The sequence below is a fragment of the Nocardioides sp. B129/18 genome (assembly GCF_055282735.1).
This window is the reverse complement of sequence record NZ_JBUZJI010000020.1, coordinates 48109-65034: the sequence shown is the minus strand read 5'-3', so window position 1 is coordinate 65034 and position 16926 is coordinate 48109. Positions and strand designations below refer to the sequence as shown.

Annotated in this window: 17 protein-coding genes and 1 pseudogene; 12 read left to right on the top strand and 6 right to left on the bottom strand. The window is 73.6% G+C overall.

Translation table 11 applies throughout. The annotated features are described in order from the left end of the window. On the top strand, positions 1 to 557 hold a 557-nt coding region (locus tag ACZDWJ_RS14345), incomplete at its 5' end, for a LysR substrate-binding domain-containing protein (protein ID WP_463521811.1). Here ACZDWJ_RS14345 and ACZDWJ_RS14340 read toward each other — a convergent pair. After that, complete coding sequence (locus tag ACZDWJ_RS14340) at positions 541 to 2700, bottom strand: S8 family serine peptidase (protein ID WP_463521809.1); 2160 nt, start codon at positions 2698 to 2700, stop codon at positions 541 to 543. The two genes, ACZDWJ_RS14345 and ACZDWJ_RS14340, sit on opposite strands and share 17 nt — an antisense overlap. A 98-nt stretch (positions 2701 to 2798) precedes the next feature. Between ACZDWJ_RS14340 and ACZDWJ_RS14335 the strand changes: the two genes are divergently transcribed. The 3 genes from ACZDWJ_RS14335 to ACZDWJ_RS14325 all read left to right on the top strand — a co-directional run bounded on the left by ACZDWJ_RS14335 (position 2799) and on the right by ACZDWJ_RS14325 (position 4669). Beyond that, positions 2799 to 3440 carry an HAD family hydrolase gene (locus ACZDWJ_RS14335; protein ID WP_463521807.1) on the top strand — a complete coding sequence of 214 codons (642 nt, stop codon included), beginning with the start codon at positions 2799 to 2801 and terminating at the stop codon, positions 3438 to 3440. A 4-nt stretch (positions 3441 to 3444) separates the two neighbouring features. After that, positions 3445 to 4182 (top strand): M50 family metallopeptidase, encoded by a 738-nt coding sequence (locus tag ACZDWJ_RS14330; protein WP_463521805.1) that lies wholly within the window; start codon positions 3445 to 3447, stop codon positions 4180 to 4182. A gap of 91 nt (positions 4183 to 4273) precedes the next feature. Next, complete coding sequence (locus ACZDWJ_RS14325; protein ID WP_463521803.1) at positions 4274 to 4669, top strand: cold-shock protein; 396 nt, start codon at positions 4274 to 4276, stop codon at positions 4667 to 4669. 21 nt (positions 4670 to 4690) lie between these two features. On the opposite strand, the gene ACZDWJ_RS14320 is transcribed toward ACZDWJ_RS14325, so the two are convergent. Then, positions 4691 to 6130: an MFS transporter gene (locus tag ACZDWJ_RS14320; protein ID WP_463521801.1), complete on the bottom strand. Its 1440-nt coding sequence runs from the start codon at positions 6128 to 6130 to the stop codon at positions 4691 to 4693. 124 nt (positions 6131 to 6254) lie between these two features. Here ACZDWJ_RS14320 and ACZDWJ_RS14315 point away from each other — a divergent pair, with 124 nt between their 5' ends. Continuing rightward, a complete protein-coding gene (locus tag ACZDWJ_RS14315) occupies positions 6255 to 7043 on the top strand; it encodes a DUF3027 domain-containing protein (RefSeq protein ID WP_463521799.1) in 789 nt (262 codons plus the stop codon). A 24-nt stretch (positions 7044 to 7067) separates the two neighbouring features. Here the strand turns inward: ACZDWJ_RS14315 and ACZDWJ_RS14310 are convergent, their stop codons facing one another. Next, complete coding sequence (locus tag ACZDWJ_RS14310; RefSeq protein WP_463521797.1) at positions 7068 to 7361, bottom strand: DUF2530 domain-containing protein; 294 nt, start codon at positions 7359 to 7361, stop codon at positions 7068 to 7070. 91 nt (positions 7362 to 7452) lie between these two features. Between ACZDWJ_RS14310 and ACZDWJ_RS14305 the strand changes: the two genes are divergently transcribed. The 6 genes from ACZDWJ_RS14305 (at position 7453) to tuf (ending at position 13718) form a co-directional block, all read left to right on the top strand. Beyond that, positions 7453 to 7902, top strand: a complete 450-nt coding sequence (locus tag ACZDWJ_RS14305; protein WP_463521795.1) for a MarR family winged helix-turn-helix transcriptional regulator — start codon at positions 7453 to 7455, stop codon at positions 7900 to 7902. A gap of 7 nt (positions 7903 to 7909) precedes the next feature. Further along, on the top strand, positions 7910 to 9199 hold the full coding sequence (locus ACZDWJ_RS14300) for an MFS transporter (RefSeq protein WP_463521793.1): 1290 nt from the start codon (positions 7910 to 7912) through the stop codon (positions 9197 to 9199). 203 nt (positions 9200 to 9402) lie between these two features. Next, positions 9403 to 9777: a 30S ribosomal protein S12 gene (gene rpsL, locus ACZDWJ_RS14295; RefSeq protein ID WP_181645084.1), complete on the top strand. Its 375-nt coding sequence runs from the start codon at positions 9403 to 9405 to the stop codon at positions 9775 to 9777. Position 9778: 1 nt separating this feature from the next. Further along, positions 9779 to 10249 (top strand): 30S ribosomal protein S7, encoded by a 471-nt coding sequence (gene rpsG / locus ACZDWJ_RS14290; protein ID WP_463521791.1) that lies wholly within the window; start codon positions 9779 to 9781, stop codon positions 10247 to 10249. Between the two features lie 80 nt (positions 10250 to 10329). Next, entirely contained in the window at positions 10330 to 12453 is a 2124-nt protein-coding gene (gene fusA, locus ACZDWJ_RS14285) for an elongation factor G (RefSeq protein WP_463521789.1), read from the top strand. A gap of 71 nt (positions 12454 to 12524) precedes the next feature. Beyond that, positions 12525 to 13718, top strand: a complete 1194-nt coding sequence (tuf, locus tag ACZDWJ_RS14280; protein WP_463521787.1) for an elongation factor Tu — start codon at positions 12525 to 12527, stop codon at positions 13716 to 13718. A gap of 86 nt (positions 13719 to 13804) precedes the next feature. On the opposite strand, the gene ACZDWJ_RS14275 is transcribed toward tuf, so the two are convergent. Next, positions 13805 to 15148, bottom strand: coding sequence for an aspartate aminotransferase family protein (locus ACZDWJ_RS14275; RefSeq protein WP_463521785.1), 1344 nt, complete (start codon positions 15146 to 15148; stop codon positions 13805 to 13807). A gap of 104 nt (positions 15149 to 15252) precedes the next feature. Here ACZDWJ_RS14275 and trmB point away from each other — a divergent pair, with 104 nt between their 5' ends. Beyond that, positions 15253 to 15981 carry a tRNA (guanosine(46)-N7)-methyltransferase TrmB gene (gene trmB, locus ACZDWJ_RS14270; RefSeq protein ID WP_463521783.1) on the top strand — a complete coding sequence of 243 codons (729 nt, stop codon included), beginning with the start codon at positions 15253 to 15255 and terminating at the stop codon, positions 15979 to 15981. Between the two features lie 19 nt (positions 15982 to 16000). On the opposite strand, the gene ACZDWJ_RS14265 is transcribed toward trmB, so the two are convergent. Further along, positions 16001 to 16492, bottom strand: a complete 492-nt coding sequence (locus ACZDWJ_RS14265) for a carboxymuconolactone decarboxylase family protein (protein ID WP_463521781.1) — start codon at positions 16490 to 16492, stop codon at positions 16001 to 16003. Continuing rightward, a pseudogene (locus ACZDWJ_RS14260) lies at positions 16489 to 16926 on the bottom strand (dihydrodipicolinate reductase); the annotation flags it as partial. The gene ACZDWJ_RS14265 and the pseudogene ACZDWJ_RS14260, both read right to left, overlap by 4 nt.

The following is a 16926-nucleotide window of genomic DNA, read 5'->3' as shown; positions in this document are numbered from 1 at the left end:
TCGACGTCGAGCTCACCGAGGCCGAGCCCCCGGAGGCCATCGCCCTGGTCGCCGACGGCGAGGTCGACCTCGCCGTGGCCTTCGAGTACGCCGACGCCACCGGCTCGCCGCCGGCGTCGGTGCGCTGGACGCCGCTGGCCGACGAGCCGGTCGACCTCGTGCTGCCGCCGGGCCACCGCCTGGCCGGACGCATCCGCATCGGCCTGGCCGAGCTCGCCGACGACGCCTGGGTGATGGGCTGCGAGCGCTGCCGCGACCACGTCGTGCGGCGCTGCGCCGAGGCCGGGTTCGCGCCGCGGGTGCGCCACGTCAGCGACGACTACGTCGTCGTCCAGCACCTCCTGGCCCAGGGCCTGGGCGTCGCGCTGCTGCCGCGCTCGGCGCTGGAGGCCTACCGGCACCCCGACGTCGTCGTGCACGAGGCACGGTCGCTGGGCACCCGCACCTGGGGCACGGTGCACCGCGAGGGCGCCGAGCTGGTGCCGGCGACGGCCGCGGTGCTCGCGCAGATCCGGGCGCTCGCGGGGCCGCGGCGGCGCGTCAGCGCCCGACGATGACCGGCAGCCGGGTCTCGGTGCCGGTGGCGCCGCGCCACAGCATCCAGCCGTCGTCGCTGCCGCTGCCCGAGAGCAGGCGCAGGGTGACGGTGGCCGACTCGCCGGACGCGAGCCGCAGGGCGGCCGGCGTGACGAGCACCCGGTGGCGGTCGAACCCGCCGGCGGAGGAGGAGAAGTACAGCGAGCGGTCCGAGACGTTCGTGACGGTGCGCCGCGCGATGCGCGCGCCGCGCTGCAGGCTGATCGTCGGGGTGTTGAGCACCCGCTGCTCGCCGTCGAGCCAGCGGCGGTAGGACGACGTCGGCGTCAGCACCGCGAGCCCAGGGCGCGCCGCTCGGGTGGGGTCGAGGACGCCGGCGCCCTGCTGCTCGGCGGCAGCGTCACGGGCCGGGCGTGCGGAGGTGACCAGCGCCGAGCGCACGATCTCGGGGGAGAGCCCGCGGCCGAGGAGGCCGGCCGCGGTGCCGGCGGTGGCGGCGGTGGCCGCGGAGGTGCCGCCCAGGTAGGTCCAGCGCGGGGCGCCGGGGCCGGCGCCGAGCACGCCGCTGCCGGGGGCGACGAGGTCGGGCTTGAGCACCGGCGAGGTGGGGTCGCCGGGCGCGGAGATCGGCAGCACGCGCGTCGGGGTGCGGGCCGGGCCGGTGGGCCGCAGCGTCGCGGTGACGGTGCGCTCGGCGAGCAGGCGCATCAGCGAGCGGCCGGCGCGGGCCGGCACGTGGACGGTCGGGACGCTGTGGACGTCGACCTCCAGCGGCTGACGCTCGGTGGCGTTGACGAGCACCAGGCCGACGCCGCCCGCGCGGGCCACGGCCGCGGACATGTCGACGCGACCGGTGGCGCCGCGCACGCAGGCCACGATGCGGCCGCGCACCCGGGCGGCGTCCAGCGAGCCGGGCACGCAGCGGGCTGCCTCGGCGCGCTCGGCGCCGGGCGCGGGCACCGACGAGCCGGCGACGACGCGGGCCGGTCCGGTGCCGACGGTGGCGGTCATGACGCCGCGCAGGGTGGTGCCCGAGCCGAGGCGCACCTCGCCGCGCTGGACGACGCCGCTGCTGGCGCCCACGGTCAGCGCCCACGGCACCGGGTGGGCCGCGACGTCGGATCGACCGCCGTTGCCGGCCGAGGCGACGACCACCACCCCGCGCTCGGTCGCGCCGAGCAGGGCGCGGTCGAGGGCGTCGAGCCGGTCGCCGGGGCCGCCGACGGCCAGCGAGAGCACGTCGACGCCGTCGGCGACGGCGGTGTCGACGGCGGTGACGAGATCGGCGGTGGAGCAGCCGTCGTCGGCGGGGTCGGGAGCGGTCCAGCAGGCCTTGTACGCGGCCAGGCGCGCGAGCGGGGCGTAGCCGGCGTAGCGGGTGGGACGGGCGTGGGGCAGGCGCACCGAGATGCCGGCGTTGCCCGCGATCACCGAGGCCATCGCGGTGCCGTGGCCGTCGTCGTCGGCGGGGGAGAGGGAGCTGCCGGTGCGCAGCCGGTCCTCGCCGAAGCCGTCGACGAACCAGTCGCCGCCGACGACCTTGCCGGTGCAGGCGGCCGGGCCCCAGCCGTCGTCGGGGCTGCAGGAGCCGCGGAAGTCCGGACGCGGCCCGAGCCCGGGCGTCGAGGCGAAGAGCGGGTCGTCGGCGTCGAGGCCGGAGTCGACGACGCCGACCACGACGCCGCGTCCGCCGTGGCCGCGCACGACCCGGCCGGGCGGGGCGAGGTCGGGCTGCAGGCCGGGCGCGGTGCCGGACGCGTCGGCGGTGAGGTCGGGCGCGGCGGTGAGCCGACGCACGGAGTCCTCCTCGACGCCGGCCACCCGCGGGTCGGCGGCCACGGCGACGGCCTGGGCGTCGGTGAGCCGCACGGCGACGCCGTCGAGCGCGGTGGTCCAGCGGTAGACGGGGTCAGGCGCACCGACCCGGGCCAGGACGTCGTCCTGCTCGAGGACGAGGTCGAGGGCCCCGAAGGCGCGGGGCAGCACCTGCGAGGCCGCGGCGGTGCCCGGACGCTCGAGGGTGACGAGGTGGAGGGTGGCGTCGTCCGGTGCGGCCGGGCCGTCGACGGCGCTCCGGGCCGGGGTCGCGAGCGCGCCGAGCGCCAGGGCGGCCGCGAGCGCGGGCACGACGAGGACGCCGGACGTGCGGCGGATGCGTCCCATGTCCGACCTCCCTCGGCTCGCGGACGAGCGACCATCATGACCGACGCCGCCTGACGGCGGGCCGAAGTGGGGTCGATCGACGCCCGTACCCTTCCCGCATGACCGCTGGAGCCGCTCCGCTCGTCGTCGGCTTCGACCTCGACATGACCCTCATCGACACCGCACCCGGGTTCCGCGCCGTGCTGCTGGCCCTGGGCGAGCGGCTCGACGTCGAGCTGCCGGTCGAGCGGCTCACCGAGCGCCTCGGCCCGCCGCTGGACCTCATGCTCGAGCCCTACCTGCCGCCCGAGCAGGTGCCGGCGGCCATCGACCTCTTCCGCGAGCTCTACCCGCCGCTGTGCGTCCCGGCCACCCCGGCGCTGCCCGGCGCGCACGCCGCCCTCGACGCCGTGCGCGACCGCGGCGGCCGGGTGCTGGTGGTCACGGGCAAGTTCGCCCCGAACGCCCGCCGCCACCTCGACCACCTCGGCCTGCACGCCGACCTGCTCGCCGGCGAGGTGTGGGGCGTCGGCAAGGCCGGGGTGCTGCGCCAGGAGGGCGCGAGCGTCTACGTCGGCGACCACGTCCACGACGTCGAGGGCGCTCGCGCCGCCGGCGCCCTCAGCGTCTCGGTGCTCACCGGCGGCGGCGGTCGCGCCGAGCTCCTCGACGCCGGCACCGACGTCGTCCTCGACGACCTGCGGGAGTTCCCCGACTGGCTGGCCGACCACCTGGGCTCCGCGGCCGGTCCGGGGGCCTAGCCCCATGGCCCTCGACGTCGGCGCGGTGCTGCGCCGCATCGGCGACGACCTCGTCGCCTCGGTGCCGGTGCCGGCCACCGAGCGCGTCCTGCTGCCCGGCCTGGTCGCGCTCGCCCTGGTGCTGGCGCCGGCCACCTGGCCGCGGGTGCGCCTGGGCGTCACGGTCGTCCACGAGGCCGGGCACGCCCTCGCCGCGGTGCTCGTCGGCCGCCGCCTCCAGGGCCTGCGGGTGCACACCGACACCTCGGGCGTGACGCTCTCCCGCGGACGACCCCGCGGGCCCGGCATGGTGCTGATGCTCGCCGCGGGCTACCTCGCTCCCGCGCTGCTCGGCCTGCTGGCCGCCACCGCGCTCGCGTCGGGACGCCCGCTGGCCCTGCTGTGGGGCCTGGTGCTGCTGGGCCTCGCGCTCCTGGTGCTGGTGCGCAACCTCTACGGGGCCCTCGTGGTCTGCGGGCTCACGGCGGCCGTGGCGGCCGTGGCCTGGGCGGCGCCGCTGCGCTGGCAGGTCACCGTCGCCTACCTGCTGGCCTGGCTCCTGCTGCTGGCGGCCCCGCGTCCGGTGGTCGAGCTGGCGCAGGCAGGACGCCTTCGCTCGCGCACCTCCGACGTCGACCAGCTCGCCGGGCTGACGCCGCTGCCGGCCGGCGCCTGGATCGTGCTGCTGCTCCTCGCGAGCCTCGCCGGGCTGGCGCTCGGCGTCTCGACCCTGGCCCCGACGCTCCTGGCCCGGCTGGGCTGAGCCCGGCGGGCGGATTCGAGTGGTCCCGCCTCGGGCCCGCCTCTATCCTGACTCGGCCCACAGCCCAGCGATCAGGATCAGGTGAGTCCCAGTGCCGACAGGCAAGGTGAAGTGGTACGACGCCGACAAGGGCTTCGGCTTCCTCTCCCAGGACGACGGCCCGGACGTCTACGTCCGCGCCGAGGCGCTGCCCGAGGGCGTCACCTCGCTGAAGAACGGCGCCCGCGTCGAGTTCGGGATCGCCCAGGGCCGCCGCGGCGAGCAGGCGCTCCAGGTGCGGCTGCTGGACTCCCAGCCGTCGGTCTCGCGTCAGCAGTCGGCCGCGCGCCGCAAGAAGCCGGACGAGATGGTCCCGATCGTCGAGGACCTCATCCGGGTGCTCGACGGCGTCGGCGAGGCCTACCGGCACGGCCGCTACCCCGACCGCACCACCGCGAAGCCGGTCGCCAAGCTGCTGCGCGCGCTGGCCGACGAGCTCGAGCTCTGAGCCCCGACGTCTGAGCCCGCCTCAGACGACCCGCGGCGCCGCGGGAACGCCGCGGCGGCCGGTGCCGCGCGCGTTGCCGAGCACGTAGACCGTCCAGGCGCCGAGCACGACGGCGGCGGTGCCCAGGCCGACACGGGCGGGGTCGAGCGGCAGCAGGATGCCGACGAACCCGCCGGTGACCCACGCCAGCTGCAGCAGGGTGTCGCTGCGGGCGAAGGCGCTGGCCTGCACCCGCTCGGGCACGTCGCGCTGGATGGTGGCGTCGAGGCAGAACTTCGCGAGCGACTGCGCCATGCCCGCGCCGAGGCCGAGGAGGGCGAGCGTGGGCACGCCGTAGAAGGCGGCGGCCAGCACCGCGAGCCCGAGGTCGACGACGAGCGCGGCCACGACGGTGACGCGCGGGTCGATGCGGCGCAGCAGCGACGCGGCCGCGACGCCGCAGGCGTTGCCCAGGCCGGCCGCGCCGATCACGACGCCGACCATCAGCTCGGAGCTGAGGCTGGTCTCGGGCGGGTTCTCCCGCAGCAGGAACGCCAGGTACATCAGGGCGAAGCCGGTCAGCCAGCGCGGCCCGCAGTTGGCCCGCAGCGCGAACGCGACGGCCGGGGGGATGCGCACCCGCGGGCTCGGACCGGGGGTGACGTCGTCGACGGCGGTGACGACGACGTCCTGCGCGCTGGGGCCCGGCAGGAGCGCCAGCGGCTCCTCGCCCTGGGCGGAGTCGACGCGGCCGGGCAGGCGGATCGCGCAGACGGTGGCGATGACGAAGAGCACGAAGGCGTAGCGCAGCGACCACTGCGCGCCGATGAGGGAGGCCAGCCCCGCCAGCGGCGCCGACGCCGCGGTGCCGACGATGCCCGAGAGCGAGACCCGGCCGTTGGCCTTGACCAGCGTGAGCCCCTCGGGCAGGAGTCGGGGCACGGCCGCCGCGCGGGTGACGCCGTAGGCCTTGGAGGAGATGAGCACGCCGAGGGCGGCGGCGAAGAGCCACGGCGAGTCGCCGGCGTCGACCTGGCTGGCCAGGGCCCAGGCGAGGAACGCGCGGGCGGCCATGGTGGCGCCGATGGCCCAGCGGCGGCCGTGGCTGAAGCGGTCGAGGAAGGGGCCGAGCAGGGGCGCGACGATCGCGAAGGGCAGCATCGTCAGACCGAGGAAGAGCGCCACCTGGCCGCGGGCCTCGCCCGAGGGCACCTGGAAGAACAGGCTGCCGGCCAGGGAGATCGCCACGGCGGCGTCGCCGGCGGTGTTGAAGAAGTGCAGGTAGATCAGCCGGTTGAGGCCCGAGCGGTCGGCGCCCTGGGCGCCGGCGGCCCGGCGGGCCTGGACGCTGACGAACCGCGACGCGCGTCCGGTGGCCCGGGCGGCGCCCGCGACCCCGCGGGCGGTGGCGCGGGCCCCGCTGCCGAGGCGGGTCCCGGTGCCGGTCGGCGTGGTCCGTTCCTCGGCGTCGGGCTGGGTCATGGGGGCCATCCTCCCCGATGACCCCCGTCCGCACGCCACCAGGACACGAGCCCACCCCGAGGAAGGGGGCCGAGGCCGCCGAGGTCCGGACCCCGTCTGGCGACCGGTGGGGTGACCAGGCAGGATGGGCCCCGTGACGACCTCCCCGATCGCCCTCGACCCCGACGCCGTCGCCGCGTCCGCCGTCGACCTCGCCCGGGACGCGCTGCTGGTCGACGTCGACCCCGCCGACCTCGGCGAGCACCTCGGCGTCCGCGCCGAGGAGCCCCTGGTCGTCACCCACCGCTTCGCCTGCACCCGCCGCGGCTACCGCGGCTGGCAGTGGTCGGTCACCGTCGTCCGGGCCGAGGGCCAGGACGACGTCACCGTCGACGAGGTCGTCCTGCTCCCCGGCGACGACGCCATCGTCGCGCCGCCGTGGGTGCCCTACCGCGAGCGCATCCGCCCCGGCGACCTCGGCCCCGGCGACCTCCTGCCGGTCGACGACGACGACCCGCGCCTGGTGCCCACCTGGTCCTTCGGCGACGACCCCCTCGACGCCGACGAGCAGGCGCAGGTGCGCCGCGTCGCGCAGGAGCTGGGCCTGGGTCGGGTCCGCACGCTCAGCCCCGAGGGCCGCGCCGCCGCGGCCCAGCGCTGGCACGACGGCTCCTCGGGGCCGTCGGCCCCGATCGCGCAGGCCGCTCCCGACAGCTGCTGGTCGTGCGGCTTCCTCGTGCGCCTCGCGGGTCCGCTCTCGGAGAGCTTCGGCGTCTGCGCCAACGGCGACGCCAACGACGACGCCCGCGTGGTCTCCCTCGACCACGGCTGCGGCGCGCACTCCGAGGTGCGCCTGGCCAAGCGCTACGAGCCGGTGCCGCTCGCGCCGCCGGTGCTCGACACCCTCACCGACGACGTCGTCCTCGGCCTCTAGGCCGATCGGCGGCCTCGCGAGGGCTCAGCCGCGGGGCTCGTCCTCGCGGGTGCGGCGCGCCCGCGCGCGCCGCGTGCAGTACTCCAGGCCGAGCAGCCCGAGGCCGGCGCCGGTGAGGCAGGTCCACAGCCACCAGCCGCGGCCGTCGTCCTGCAGCGTCCCGTAGAAGGGGAGCAGGGCGAGGAAGCCCAGGAAGAACAGGGCGGTGCCCACCTGCACGGTGCGCACGCCGTCGACGTCGAGCGGCTCGACCTCGGCCACGACGTAGGTGCGGCCGGCGATCTCGCGTCGTCCGGGCTGATCCTCACGCAGGTCCACGCCGCCACCCTAGTCGCCGGGTGCGCGCGCGGCGACGGTCGGCGTCCTCGTCGTTTTTACTTAGCAAGGGTAATGACCTAGGCTAAACGACATGCCCACCGTCGAGAAGGTCGCCCGCACCGACGCCGGGCTCGCCTCCGAGCTGCGCACCTCCGTCATGCGGCTGCGTCGCCGCCTCGCGCTGCAGCGCCAGCCCGACAACGACCTCTCCCTGAGCGCGATGTCGGTGCTCGGGGTGCTGCTGCGCCGCGGCGATCTCACCGTCGGCGAGCTCGCCGCCCACGAGCGGGTGCAGCCGCCGTCGATGACCCGCACGGTCTCCTGCCTGCAGGAGGCCGGCCTCGTCGAGCGGCTCCCGCACCCCACCGACGGCCGCCAGGTCGTCGTCCACCTCACCGACGAGGGCCACGCCCGGGTCGTCGCCGACCGTCGCCGCCGCGACGAGTGGCTGGCCCGGAGGCTGGCCGCCCTCACCCCCGACGAGCGCGAGCTGCTGCGCCGCGCCGCCCCCATCCTCGATCGACTCTCCCAGGAGGACTGACCCCGGTTTGAGCCCCACGTTCCGCTCCCTCGCCAACCCCAACTACCGCCGCTACGCCGCCGGCGGCCTGGTCTCCAACGTCGGCACCTGGCTGCAGCGCGTCGCGCAGGACTGGCTGGTCCTGCTGCTCACCGGGAGCGGAGCCGCGATCGGCATCACCACGGGCCTGCAGTTCCTGCCCTTCCTCCTGCTCTCGCCCTTCGCGGGCGTCGTGGCCGACCGCATCCCCAAGCGCCGGCTCCTGCAGATCACCAACCTCGGCATGGCGCTGCCCGCGCTCGTGCTGGGCCTGCTCGCCGTCACCGGCACCGTGCAGCTGTGGCACGTCTACGTGCTCGCGCTCGTGCTCGGCACGGCCTCCGCCTTCGACGCCCCCGCCCGCCAGTCGTTCGTCTCCGAGCTGGTCGGCCCCGACGAGCTCACCAACGCCGTCGGGCTGAACTCGGCCAGCTTCAACTCCGCGCGCATCGTCGGCCCCGCGCTGGCGGGCCTGCTCATCGCCGCCTTCGGCAACGACGTCTCGGGCACCGGCTGGGTCATCCTGCTCAACGCGATCAGCTACGCCGCCCCGATCGCGTCCCTGGCGCGCCTCGACGTCTCCAGCCTGCGGCCCACCCGCCCGCTGGCCCGCTCGCGAGGTCAGATCCGCGAGGGCTTCGCCTACCTGCGCAGCCGGCGCGACCTCAGCCTGGTGCTCGGCGTCGTCTTCTTCACCGGCACCTTCGGCCTGAACTTCCAGCTCACCAGCGCGCTCATGGCCACCGAGGTCTTCGGCAAGGGCCCCACCGAGTACGGCCTGCTCGGCACCGTCATGGCCGTCGGCTCGCTCACCGGCTCGCTGATGGCCGCCCGCCGCGTGGAGGTCACCCAGCGGCTGGTCGTCGGGGCGGCCCTGGTCTTCGGCGCCGTCGAGCTGGTGGCCGGCGCGATGCCGTCCTACGCCCTCTACGCCCTCGTCTGCCCGCTGCTGGGCCTGAGCGCGCTGACGATGATCACCAGCGCCAACGCCTTCATGCAGCTCAGCGCCGCGCCTGAGATGCGCGGCCGGGTCATGGCCATCTACCTGATGATCTTCACCGGCGGCACCCCGCTCGGGTCGCCGTTCATCGGCTGGGTGGGGGAGGCCTTCGGCGCCCGCTGGACGCTGTTCGTCGGCGGCGCGCTCACCCTGGGGGGCACTCTGCTCTCGGTGGCCCTCGCCCGGCGGGGTTCAACGGTTTTGACCGGCCCCACCGCCCCGGGTAGCCTCTCCACTCGTGTCTGGGACGACCAGGCGCTTGCGCGTGCTCGGAAGTGAGCGGCGGGACGTGACCGCCGATCGATCGAGCACGTCGCTCCTCCCCACCGCCCGCGGTGAGGCCTGAGATCGGGCGACACGCCCGGGTGCGGGGGTCGAGGAGCGCAGCGTGAGCGGCGGTCGAGATGCACCACCGAGACACCACAGGATCGTGCAGGGCAAGGCGCCCCGTACTGAGAGTCGAACAGAAGGGGAACCACCCGGTGCCCACCATCAACCAGCTGGTCCGCAAGGGCCGCCAGGACAAGGTGTCGAAGACCAAGACGCCTGCCCTGAAGGGGTCGCCGCAGCGCCGAGGCGTCTGCACCCGCGTCTACACCACCACGCCCAAGAAGCCGAACTCCGCCCTCCGCAAGGTCGCCCGCGTGCGCCTGAGCAGCGGCGTCGAGGTCACCGCCTACATCCCCGGCGTGGGTCACAACCTGCAGGAGCACTCCATCGTGCTCGTCCGCGGCGGTCGTGTGAAGGACCTGCCCGGTGTGCGCTACAAGATCATCCGCGGCACGCTCGACACCCAGGGCGTGAAGAACCGCAAGCAGGCTCGCAGCCGCTACGGCGCGAAGAAGGAGAAGAGCTGACATGCCGCGCAAGGGCCCCGCTCCGAAGCGGCCTGTCGACGTCGACCCGGTCTACGGCTCCCAGCTGGTCTCCCAGCTGGTCAGCAAGATCCTGAAGGACGGCAAGAAGCAGGTCGCCCAGCGCATCGTCTACTCCGCCCTGGAGGGCTGCCGCGAGAAGACCGGCACCGACCCCGTCGTCACGCTCAAGCGCGCGATGGACAACGTCAAGCCGGCCATCGAGGTCAAGTCCCGCCGCGTCGGCGGCGCGACCTACCAGGTCCCCGTCGAGGTCAAGGGCAACCGAGGCACCACCCTCGCGCTGCGCTGGCTCGTCGGCTACGCGCAGGACCGTCGTGAGAAGACGATGTCCGAGCGCCTCATGAACGAGATCCTCGACGCCTCGAACGGTCTCGGCGCCGCGGTGAAGAAGCGCGAGGACACCCACAAGATGGCTGAGTCCAACCGCGCCTTCGCCCACTACCGCTGGTGATCTCCCGGCGGGGGCGGGCCCACCGGACCGCCTCTGCCGCACCGCTCATTCCACCTACCGCAAGGGAACGCTGAATCACAGTGGCCGTCGACATCACCACGGACCTCAAGTCGGTCCGCAACATCGGCATCATGGCGCACATCGATGCTGGCAAGACCACCACCACCGAGCGCATCCTCTTCTACACCGGCATCTCCTACAAGATCGGTGAGGTCCACGACGGCGCTGCCACGATGGACTGGATGGAGCAGGAGCAGGAGCGTGGCATCACGATCACCTCCGCCGCGACCACCTGCTGGTGGAAGAAGCACCAGATCAACATCATCGACACCCCCGGGCACGTCGACTTCACCGTCGAGGTCGAGCGCTCGCTGCGCGTCCTCGACGGCGCCGTCGCGGTGTTCGACGGCGTCGCCGGCGTGGAGCCGCAGTCGCAGACGGTGTGGCGTCAGGCCAACAAGTACGCCGTCCCGCGCATGTGCTTCGTCAACAAGCTCGACCGCACCGGCGCGGACTTCTACCGCGTCGTCGACTCGATCGTCCAGAAGCTCAACTCGACCCCGCTGATCCTGCAGATCCCGATCGGCGCCGAGGGCGACTTCATCGGCGTCGTCGACCTCGTCGAGATGAACGCCAAGGTCTGGCGCGGCGAGACCGCCCAGGGCGAGGACTACGTCGTCGAGGAGATCCCCGCGGACCTGGCCGACAAGGCCGCCGAGTACCGCGAGAAGCTCGTCGAGACCCTGGCCGAGGCCGAGGACGACATCATGGAGGTCTACCTCGAGGACGGCGACACGTTCGACGTGCCGACCCTCAAGGCCGCCATCCGTCGCGCCACCCTGGCCGACAAGCTGAACCCGATCCTCACCGGCACCGCGTTCAAGAACAAGGGCGTCCAGCCCCTGCTCGACGCGATCATCGACTACCTGCCGAGCCCGGTCGACGTCGACGCGATCGTGGGCCACAAGCCCAACGTCGAGGAGACCCCCGAGACCGAGATCGTCCGCAAGCCCTCGGCCGACGAGCCGCTGGCCGCGCTGGCCTTCAAGATCGCCGCCGACCCGCACCTGGGCCGTCTGACCTTCGTCCGCGTCTACTCCGGCAAGCTCGAGGCCGGCGCCACGGTGCTGAACTCGACCAACGGCCGCAAGGAGCGGATCGGCAAGGTCTACCAGATGCACGCCAACAAGCGTGAGGAGATCGCGTCGGTCGGCGCCGGCCAGATCGTGGCCGTCATGGGCCTGAAGGACACCAAGACCGGTCACACGCTGTCGGACAACGCCAGCCCGGTCGTCCTGGAGTCGATGACCTTCCCGGCCCCGGTGATCGAGGTCGCCATCGAGCCGAAGACGAAGTCCGACCAGGAGAAGCTCGGCGTCGCCATCCAGCGTCTCGCCGAGGAGGACCCCACCTTCGTCGTCAAGACCGACGAGGAGACCGGCCAGACGATCATCGCCGGCATGGGCGAGCTCCACCTGGAGATCCTCGTCGACCGCATGCGCCGCGAGTTCAAGGTCGAGGCGACCGTGGGCAAGCCGCAGGTGGCCTACCGCGAGACGATCCGCCAGGCCGTCAAGAACCACGGCTACACCCACAAGAAGCAGACGGGTGGCTCCGGCCAGTTCGCGAAGGTGCTCGTCTCCATCGAGCCGAACATCGACCCCGAGACCGGTCTCGGCGCGGGCTATGAGTTCGTCAACAACGTCACCGGTGGTCGCGTCCCGCGCGAGTACATCCCGTCGGTCGACCAGGGCGGCCAGGACGCCATGGAGTTCGGCGTGCTCGCCGGCTACCCGATGGTCGACGTCAAGTTCAGCCTCGAGGACGGCGCGTACCACGACGTCGACTCCTCGGAGCTGGCGTTCAAGATCGCTGGCAACATGGCCTTCAAGGAGGCCGCCCGCCAGGCCAAGCCGGTCCTGCTGGAGCCGGTGTTCGCCGTGGAGGTGACCACGCCCGAGAACTTCCTCGGCACGGTCATCGGCGACATCAACTCCCGTCGTGGCCAGATCCGCGCGCAGGAGGAGCGTCACGGCGACATCGTCGTGTCGGGCCTCGTGCCGCTGTCCGAGATGTTCGGGTACGTCGGCGACCTGAGGTCCAAGACCTCCGGCCAGGCGTCGTACTCGATGGAGTTCGACTCGTACGCCGAGGTTCCCTCGAACATCGCCGACGAGATCATCAAGAAGGTTCGCGGCGAGTAACCTCTCGCGAGTCCTCGGCACCACCCCTTTCAGTACGAGTCACGTCACAACCCACACCAGGAGGAGCCCCAGTGGCTAAGGCGAAGTTCGAGCGGACCAAGCCGCACGTCAACATCGGCACCATCGGTCACATCGACCACGGCAAGACGACGCTGACCGCGGCCATCACCAAGGTCCTGCACGACAAGCACCCGGACCTCAACGCTGCCTCGGCCTTCGAGGACATCGACAAGGCCCCCGAGGAGCGTCAGCGCGGCATCACGATCTCGATCGCGCACGTCGAGTACCAGACCGAGGGTCGTCACTACGCGCACGTCGACTGCCCCGGTCACGCCGACTACATCAAGAACATGATCACCGGTGCGGCGCAGATGGACGGCGCCATCCTGGTCGTGGCGGCCACCGACGGCCCGATGCCGCAGACCCGCGAGCACGTGCTGCTCGCCCGCCAGGTCGGCGTGCCGGCCCTGGTCGTGGCGCTCAACAAGTGCGACATGGTCGACGACGAGGAGCTCATCGAGCTCGTCGAGATGGAGGTGCGCGAGCTCCTCTCCGAGTACGAGTTCCCGGGCGACGACATCCCGGTCGTGCGCGTGGCGGCCTTCCCGGCGCTGCAGGGCGACGCCAAGTGGGGCGACTCGGTGGCCGAGCTCATGCAGGCCGTCGACGACTACATCCCGACCCCCGAGCGTGAGACGGACAAGCCGTTCCTCATGCCCGTCGAGGACGTCTTCACCATCACCGGTCGTGGCACGGTCATCACCGGCCGCATCGAGCGGGGCATCGTGAAGGTCGGCGAGGAGGTCGAGATCGTCGGCATCCGCGACACCTCGCAGAAGACCACCGTCACCGGTGTCGAGATGTTCCGCAAGCTGCTCGACGAGGGCCAGGCCGGTGAGAACGTCGGTCTGCTCCTCCGTGGCACCAAGCGCGAGGACGTCGAGCGCGGCATGGTCGTCATCAAGCCGGGCACCACCACCCCGCACACCAACTTCGAGGCCTCGGTCTACATCCTCTCGAAGGACGAGGGCGGCCGTCACACGCCGTTCTTCAACAACTACCGTCCGCAGTTCTACTTCCGGACCACGGACGTCACCGGCGTGGTGACCCTCCCCGAGGGCACCGAGATGGTCATGCCGGGCGACAACACCGAGATGTCGGTCGAGCTGATCCAGCCCATCGCCATGGACGAGGGTCTGCGCTTCGCCATCCGCGAGGGTGGCCGCACCGTCGGCGCCGGTCGCGTCACCAAGATCACCAAGTGATCCCCGCCGTCTCCTGACGGCACCAGCAGCACCCGGAGGGGCCCCGCTCGATCGAGCGGGGCCCGTTCGTCATGTCCGGCGCGGGCTCAGCCGACGAGCGCGGCGACGGCCTCGGCGAAGACGGCCGTGTGCCGGTCGACGTCGGCCTCGACGTGGGCGGGGGAGAACAGCGCCATGTTGTGGAACGGCGTCAGGAGCACGCCGCGGTTGAGGCACCACAGGTGCAGCAGCCCCTCGAGCTCCTCGTCGACCGCGGCCGCCGCGGCGGCGCCGTCGCGAGGCGGCGGGCAGAACCAGTACTCCGCGCGGCAGCCCAGGCGCTGCACGTGCCAGGGCAGGCCGGCCTCGGCGATCACCCCGGCGACGCCGGCGGCGAAGCGCGTCGCCAGCGGGAGGCTGAGAGCGAAGTCCTCCTCGCGCAGGCACGTCGAGAGCGTCGCCCGGATCGCCGCGGTGGCCAGCGGGTTCCCGGTGAGGGTGCCGCCCACCCCGGCGACATCGATCTCGTGGCCGAGCATCGGACCCGAGAGCCGAGCGGCCACCTCCGCGCTCAGGCCGTAGGCGGCGGCCGGCACGCCGCCCGCGATCGCCTTGCCGACGACCAGCAGGTCCGGCTCGAGGCCCCAGGCCCGAGTGGCGCCGCCGGGGCCGGCGCACATCGTGTGCGTCTCGTCGACGATCAGCAGGACGCCGTGGCGGCGGGTGATCTCGCGCACGGCCTCGAGGTAGCCCGGCTCGGGCAGCACGATGCCGATGTTGGTGAGGGCCGGCTCGAGGAGCAGGCAGGCGACGTCGCCCTCGGCGAGTCGTCGGTCGAGGGCCTCGGCGTCGTTGAAGGGCACCACCGCGGTGGTGAGGGCGACGTCGACCTGCGGGCCGAGCGCGCCCGGGCGCGGCACCACGCGTCCCTCGTCGAGCACGGCGAGGGTCTCGTCGACCGTGCCGTGGTAGCACCAGTCCATGACCGCGATCCGCGGACGACCGGTGAGGTGGCGGGCGAAGCGCAGCGCGAACCGGTTGGCATCGGTGGCCGACATCGCCAGCTGCCAGGCCGGCAGGCCGAAGCGACGCGTCAGCTCCTCGCCGACCCAGCAGGCGTCCTCGCCGGGCAGCATCGTCGTGACGCCGGTGCGGGCGCGGGCGGCCAGCGCGTCGGCGACCTGCGGCAGGGCGTGTCCGGTCATCGCGCCGGTGTCGCCGAGGCACAGATCGACGTAGACGTGGCCGTCGACGTCGGTGAGCCGCGCCCCCACCGCCTCCTCGACGAAGACCGGGTGCGGGCCGGGCCAGCGGGTCATCCACGGCATCGGGACGCCGGCCAGCAGGGAGCCGCGGGCCCGCTCGGCGAGGCGGGCGGAGGCCGGATGGAGGTCGCGGAATCGCTGCTCCTCCTCGGCGTGGAGTCGGGTCAGGCGCGCGCGGTCGATCATGACGCCGATCATGGCGCCTGCGCCGCCCCGGGGTCGCGGATCGGCGCCGACCGGTGGTCCCGCGGATTCGTGCCCGCCTCGCCGTGGCCGCGATGATGGCGCCCATGTCCGAGCACCCCGTCACCCCGGCGCGTCCGCACCATAGGCTCACCGAGGACGGACGCACGATGCGCGAGGTGCTCTCCTACTCCCGGCGCGGCAACCGGTTCACCCCGCGGCAGGCCGAGGCGTGGGAGGCCCACCACGAGGCGTGGGTGATCCCCGAGGAGGCCGTCGATGAGCCCGGCGTCCGGGTGGCCGACTGGTTCGGTCGCGAGGCGCCGCTGATCGTCGAGATCGGCTCGGGCGTCGGCGAGGCCACCGCGGCGCTGGCCGCCGCGCGCCCGGAGGCGAACGTGCTGGCCCTCGAGGTCTGGCGCCCCGGGGTGGCCGACACGCTGTGGCGGCTGGCCGAGGCCGGCGCCGACAACGTGCGGCTCTGCGGCGTCGACGCCGTCTGGTTCCTCGAGCACCTCATCGCGCCGGACTCCCTCGAGGAGCTCTGGACGTTCTTCCCCGACCCCTGGCGCAAGTCGCGCCACCACAAGCGACGCCTGGTCTCCCCGACCTTCGCCGGCCTCGTCGCGACCCGCCTGCGGCCCGGTGGCACCTGGCGCCTGGCCACCGACTGGGCGAACTACGCCGAGCAGATGCGCGAGGTGCTCGACGCCGAGCCCGGCCTCGAGGGCGGGCCGGTCGAGCGGTGGGCCGAGCGGCCGATCACGAAGTTCGAGCGCAAGGGCCTCGAGGTCGGTCGCGAGATCGCCGACTTCGCCTACCGTCGGGCCCTCTGAGGCTGGCTCCGGAGCGGGCTCAGTGCTGGACGAGGTGCTCGGGCACGCTGCAGACGGCGTCGAGGCCGAGCACGTGGTTGAGGCGGCCGAAGGCGATCCACGAGCCCAGGCACATCGTCAGCTCGGCGATCTCGCGGTCGGTGTAGTGGGCGCGCATCCGCGTCCAGAAGCCGTCGTCGAGGCCGTGGTGGTCGACGGTGTAACGCTCGGCGTACTCCGCGGCCAGCCGGGCGCGCTCGTCGAGCGCGGTGGTGCGCCGCCACTGCTCGACCTCGCGGTCGAAGCCCTCCTCGACGCGCACGCCGTCGCGCTCGGTGCGCCAGTCCAGGCAGAAGAGGCAGCCGTTGAGCTGGGCGACGCGCAGGCGTGCGGCCTCGAACTCGCGCAGGCCGAGCGTGGAGTGCTCGTAGACGGAGGTCGCGAAGGCGGAGGCGGCCGGGCCGATGCCCGGCACCAGGCGACCCCACACGTGCATCAGGGGGTCGGCGCCGTCGGGGACGTCGATGATCATCGGGTCTCCAGGGGGACGGGGGCGGCCAGGCGCCCGGTGGCGGGGGAGAGCGGCACGTCGAGCCCGTCGTGCAGACCGGGCGGAGCGGCCGAGAGCCAGGGCAGGGCGGCCACCAGACGATGCGCGGCGGTGGCGTTGCCGCCGGCCGCGCGGCTCTCGTCGGGGCCGATCGCCTCGATGGTGACCTCCAGGCGGGGGTCGGCGTCGAGGACGATGCGGTGCGCGCCGTCGGCGCCGTCGGGCGGCAGCGGCCAGTCCATCGCGCAGGTGGGGGAGATCCGCGTGACGTGCTCGACCACGACGACCGGACGCCCGGCCACCAGCCCGCGCACCTCGAAGCGCAGCGCCCCCTGGGTGCCGCGGCGGAACACGCCGAGTCGGGTGACGACGTCGCCGTCGAGGGCCTTCCGCTCGGTGTGCTCGTCGAGGGCGTC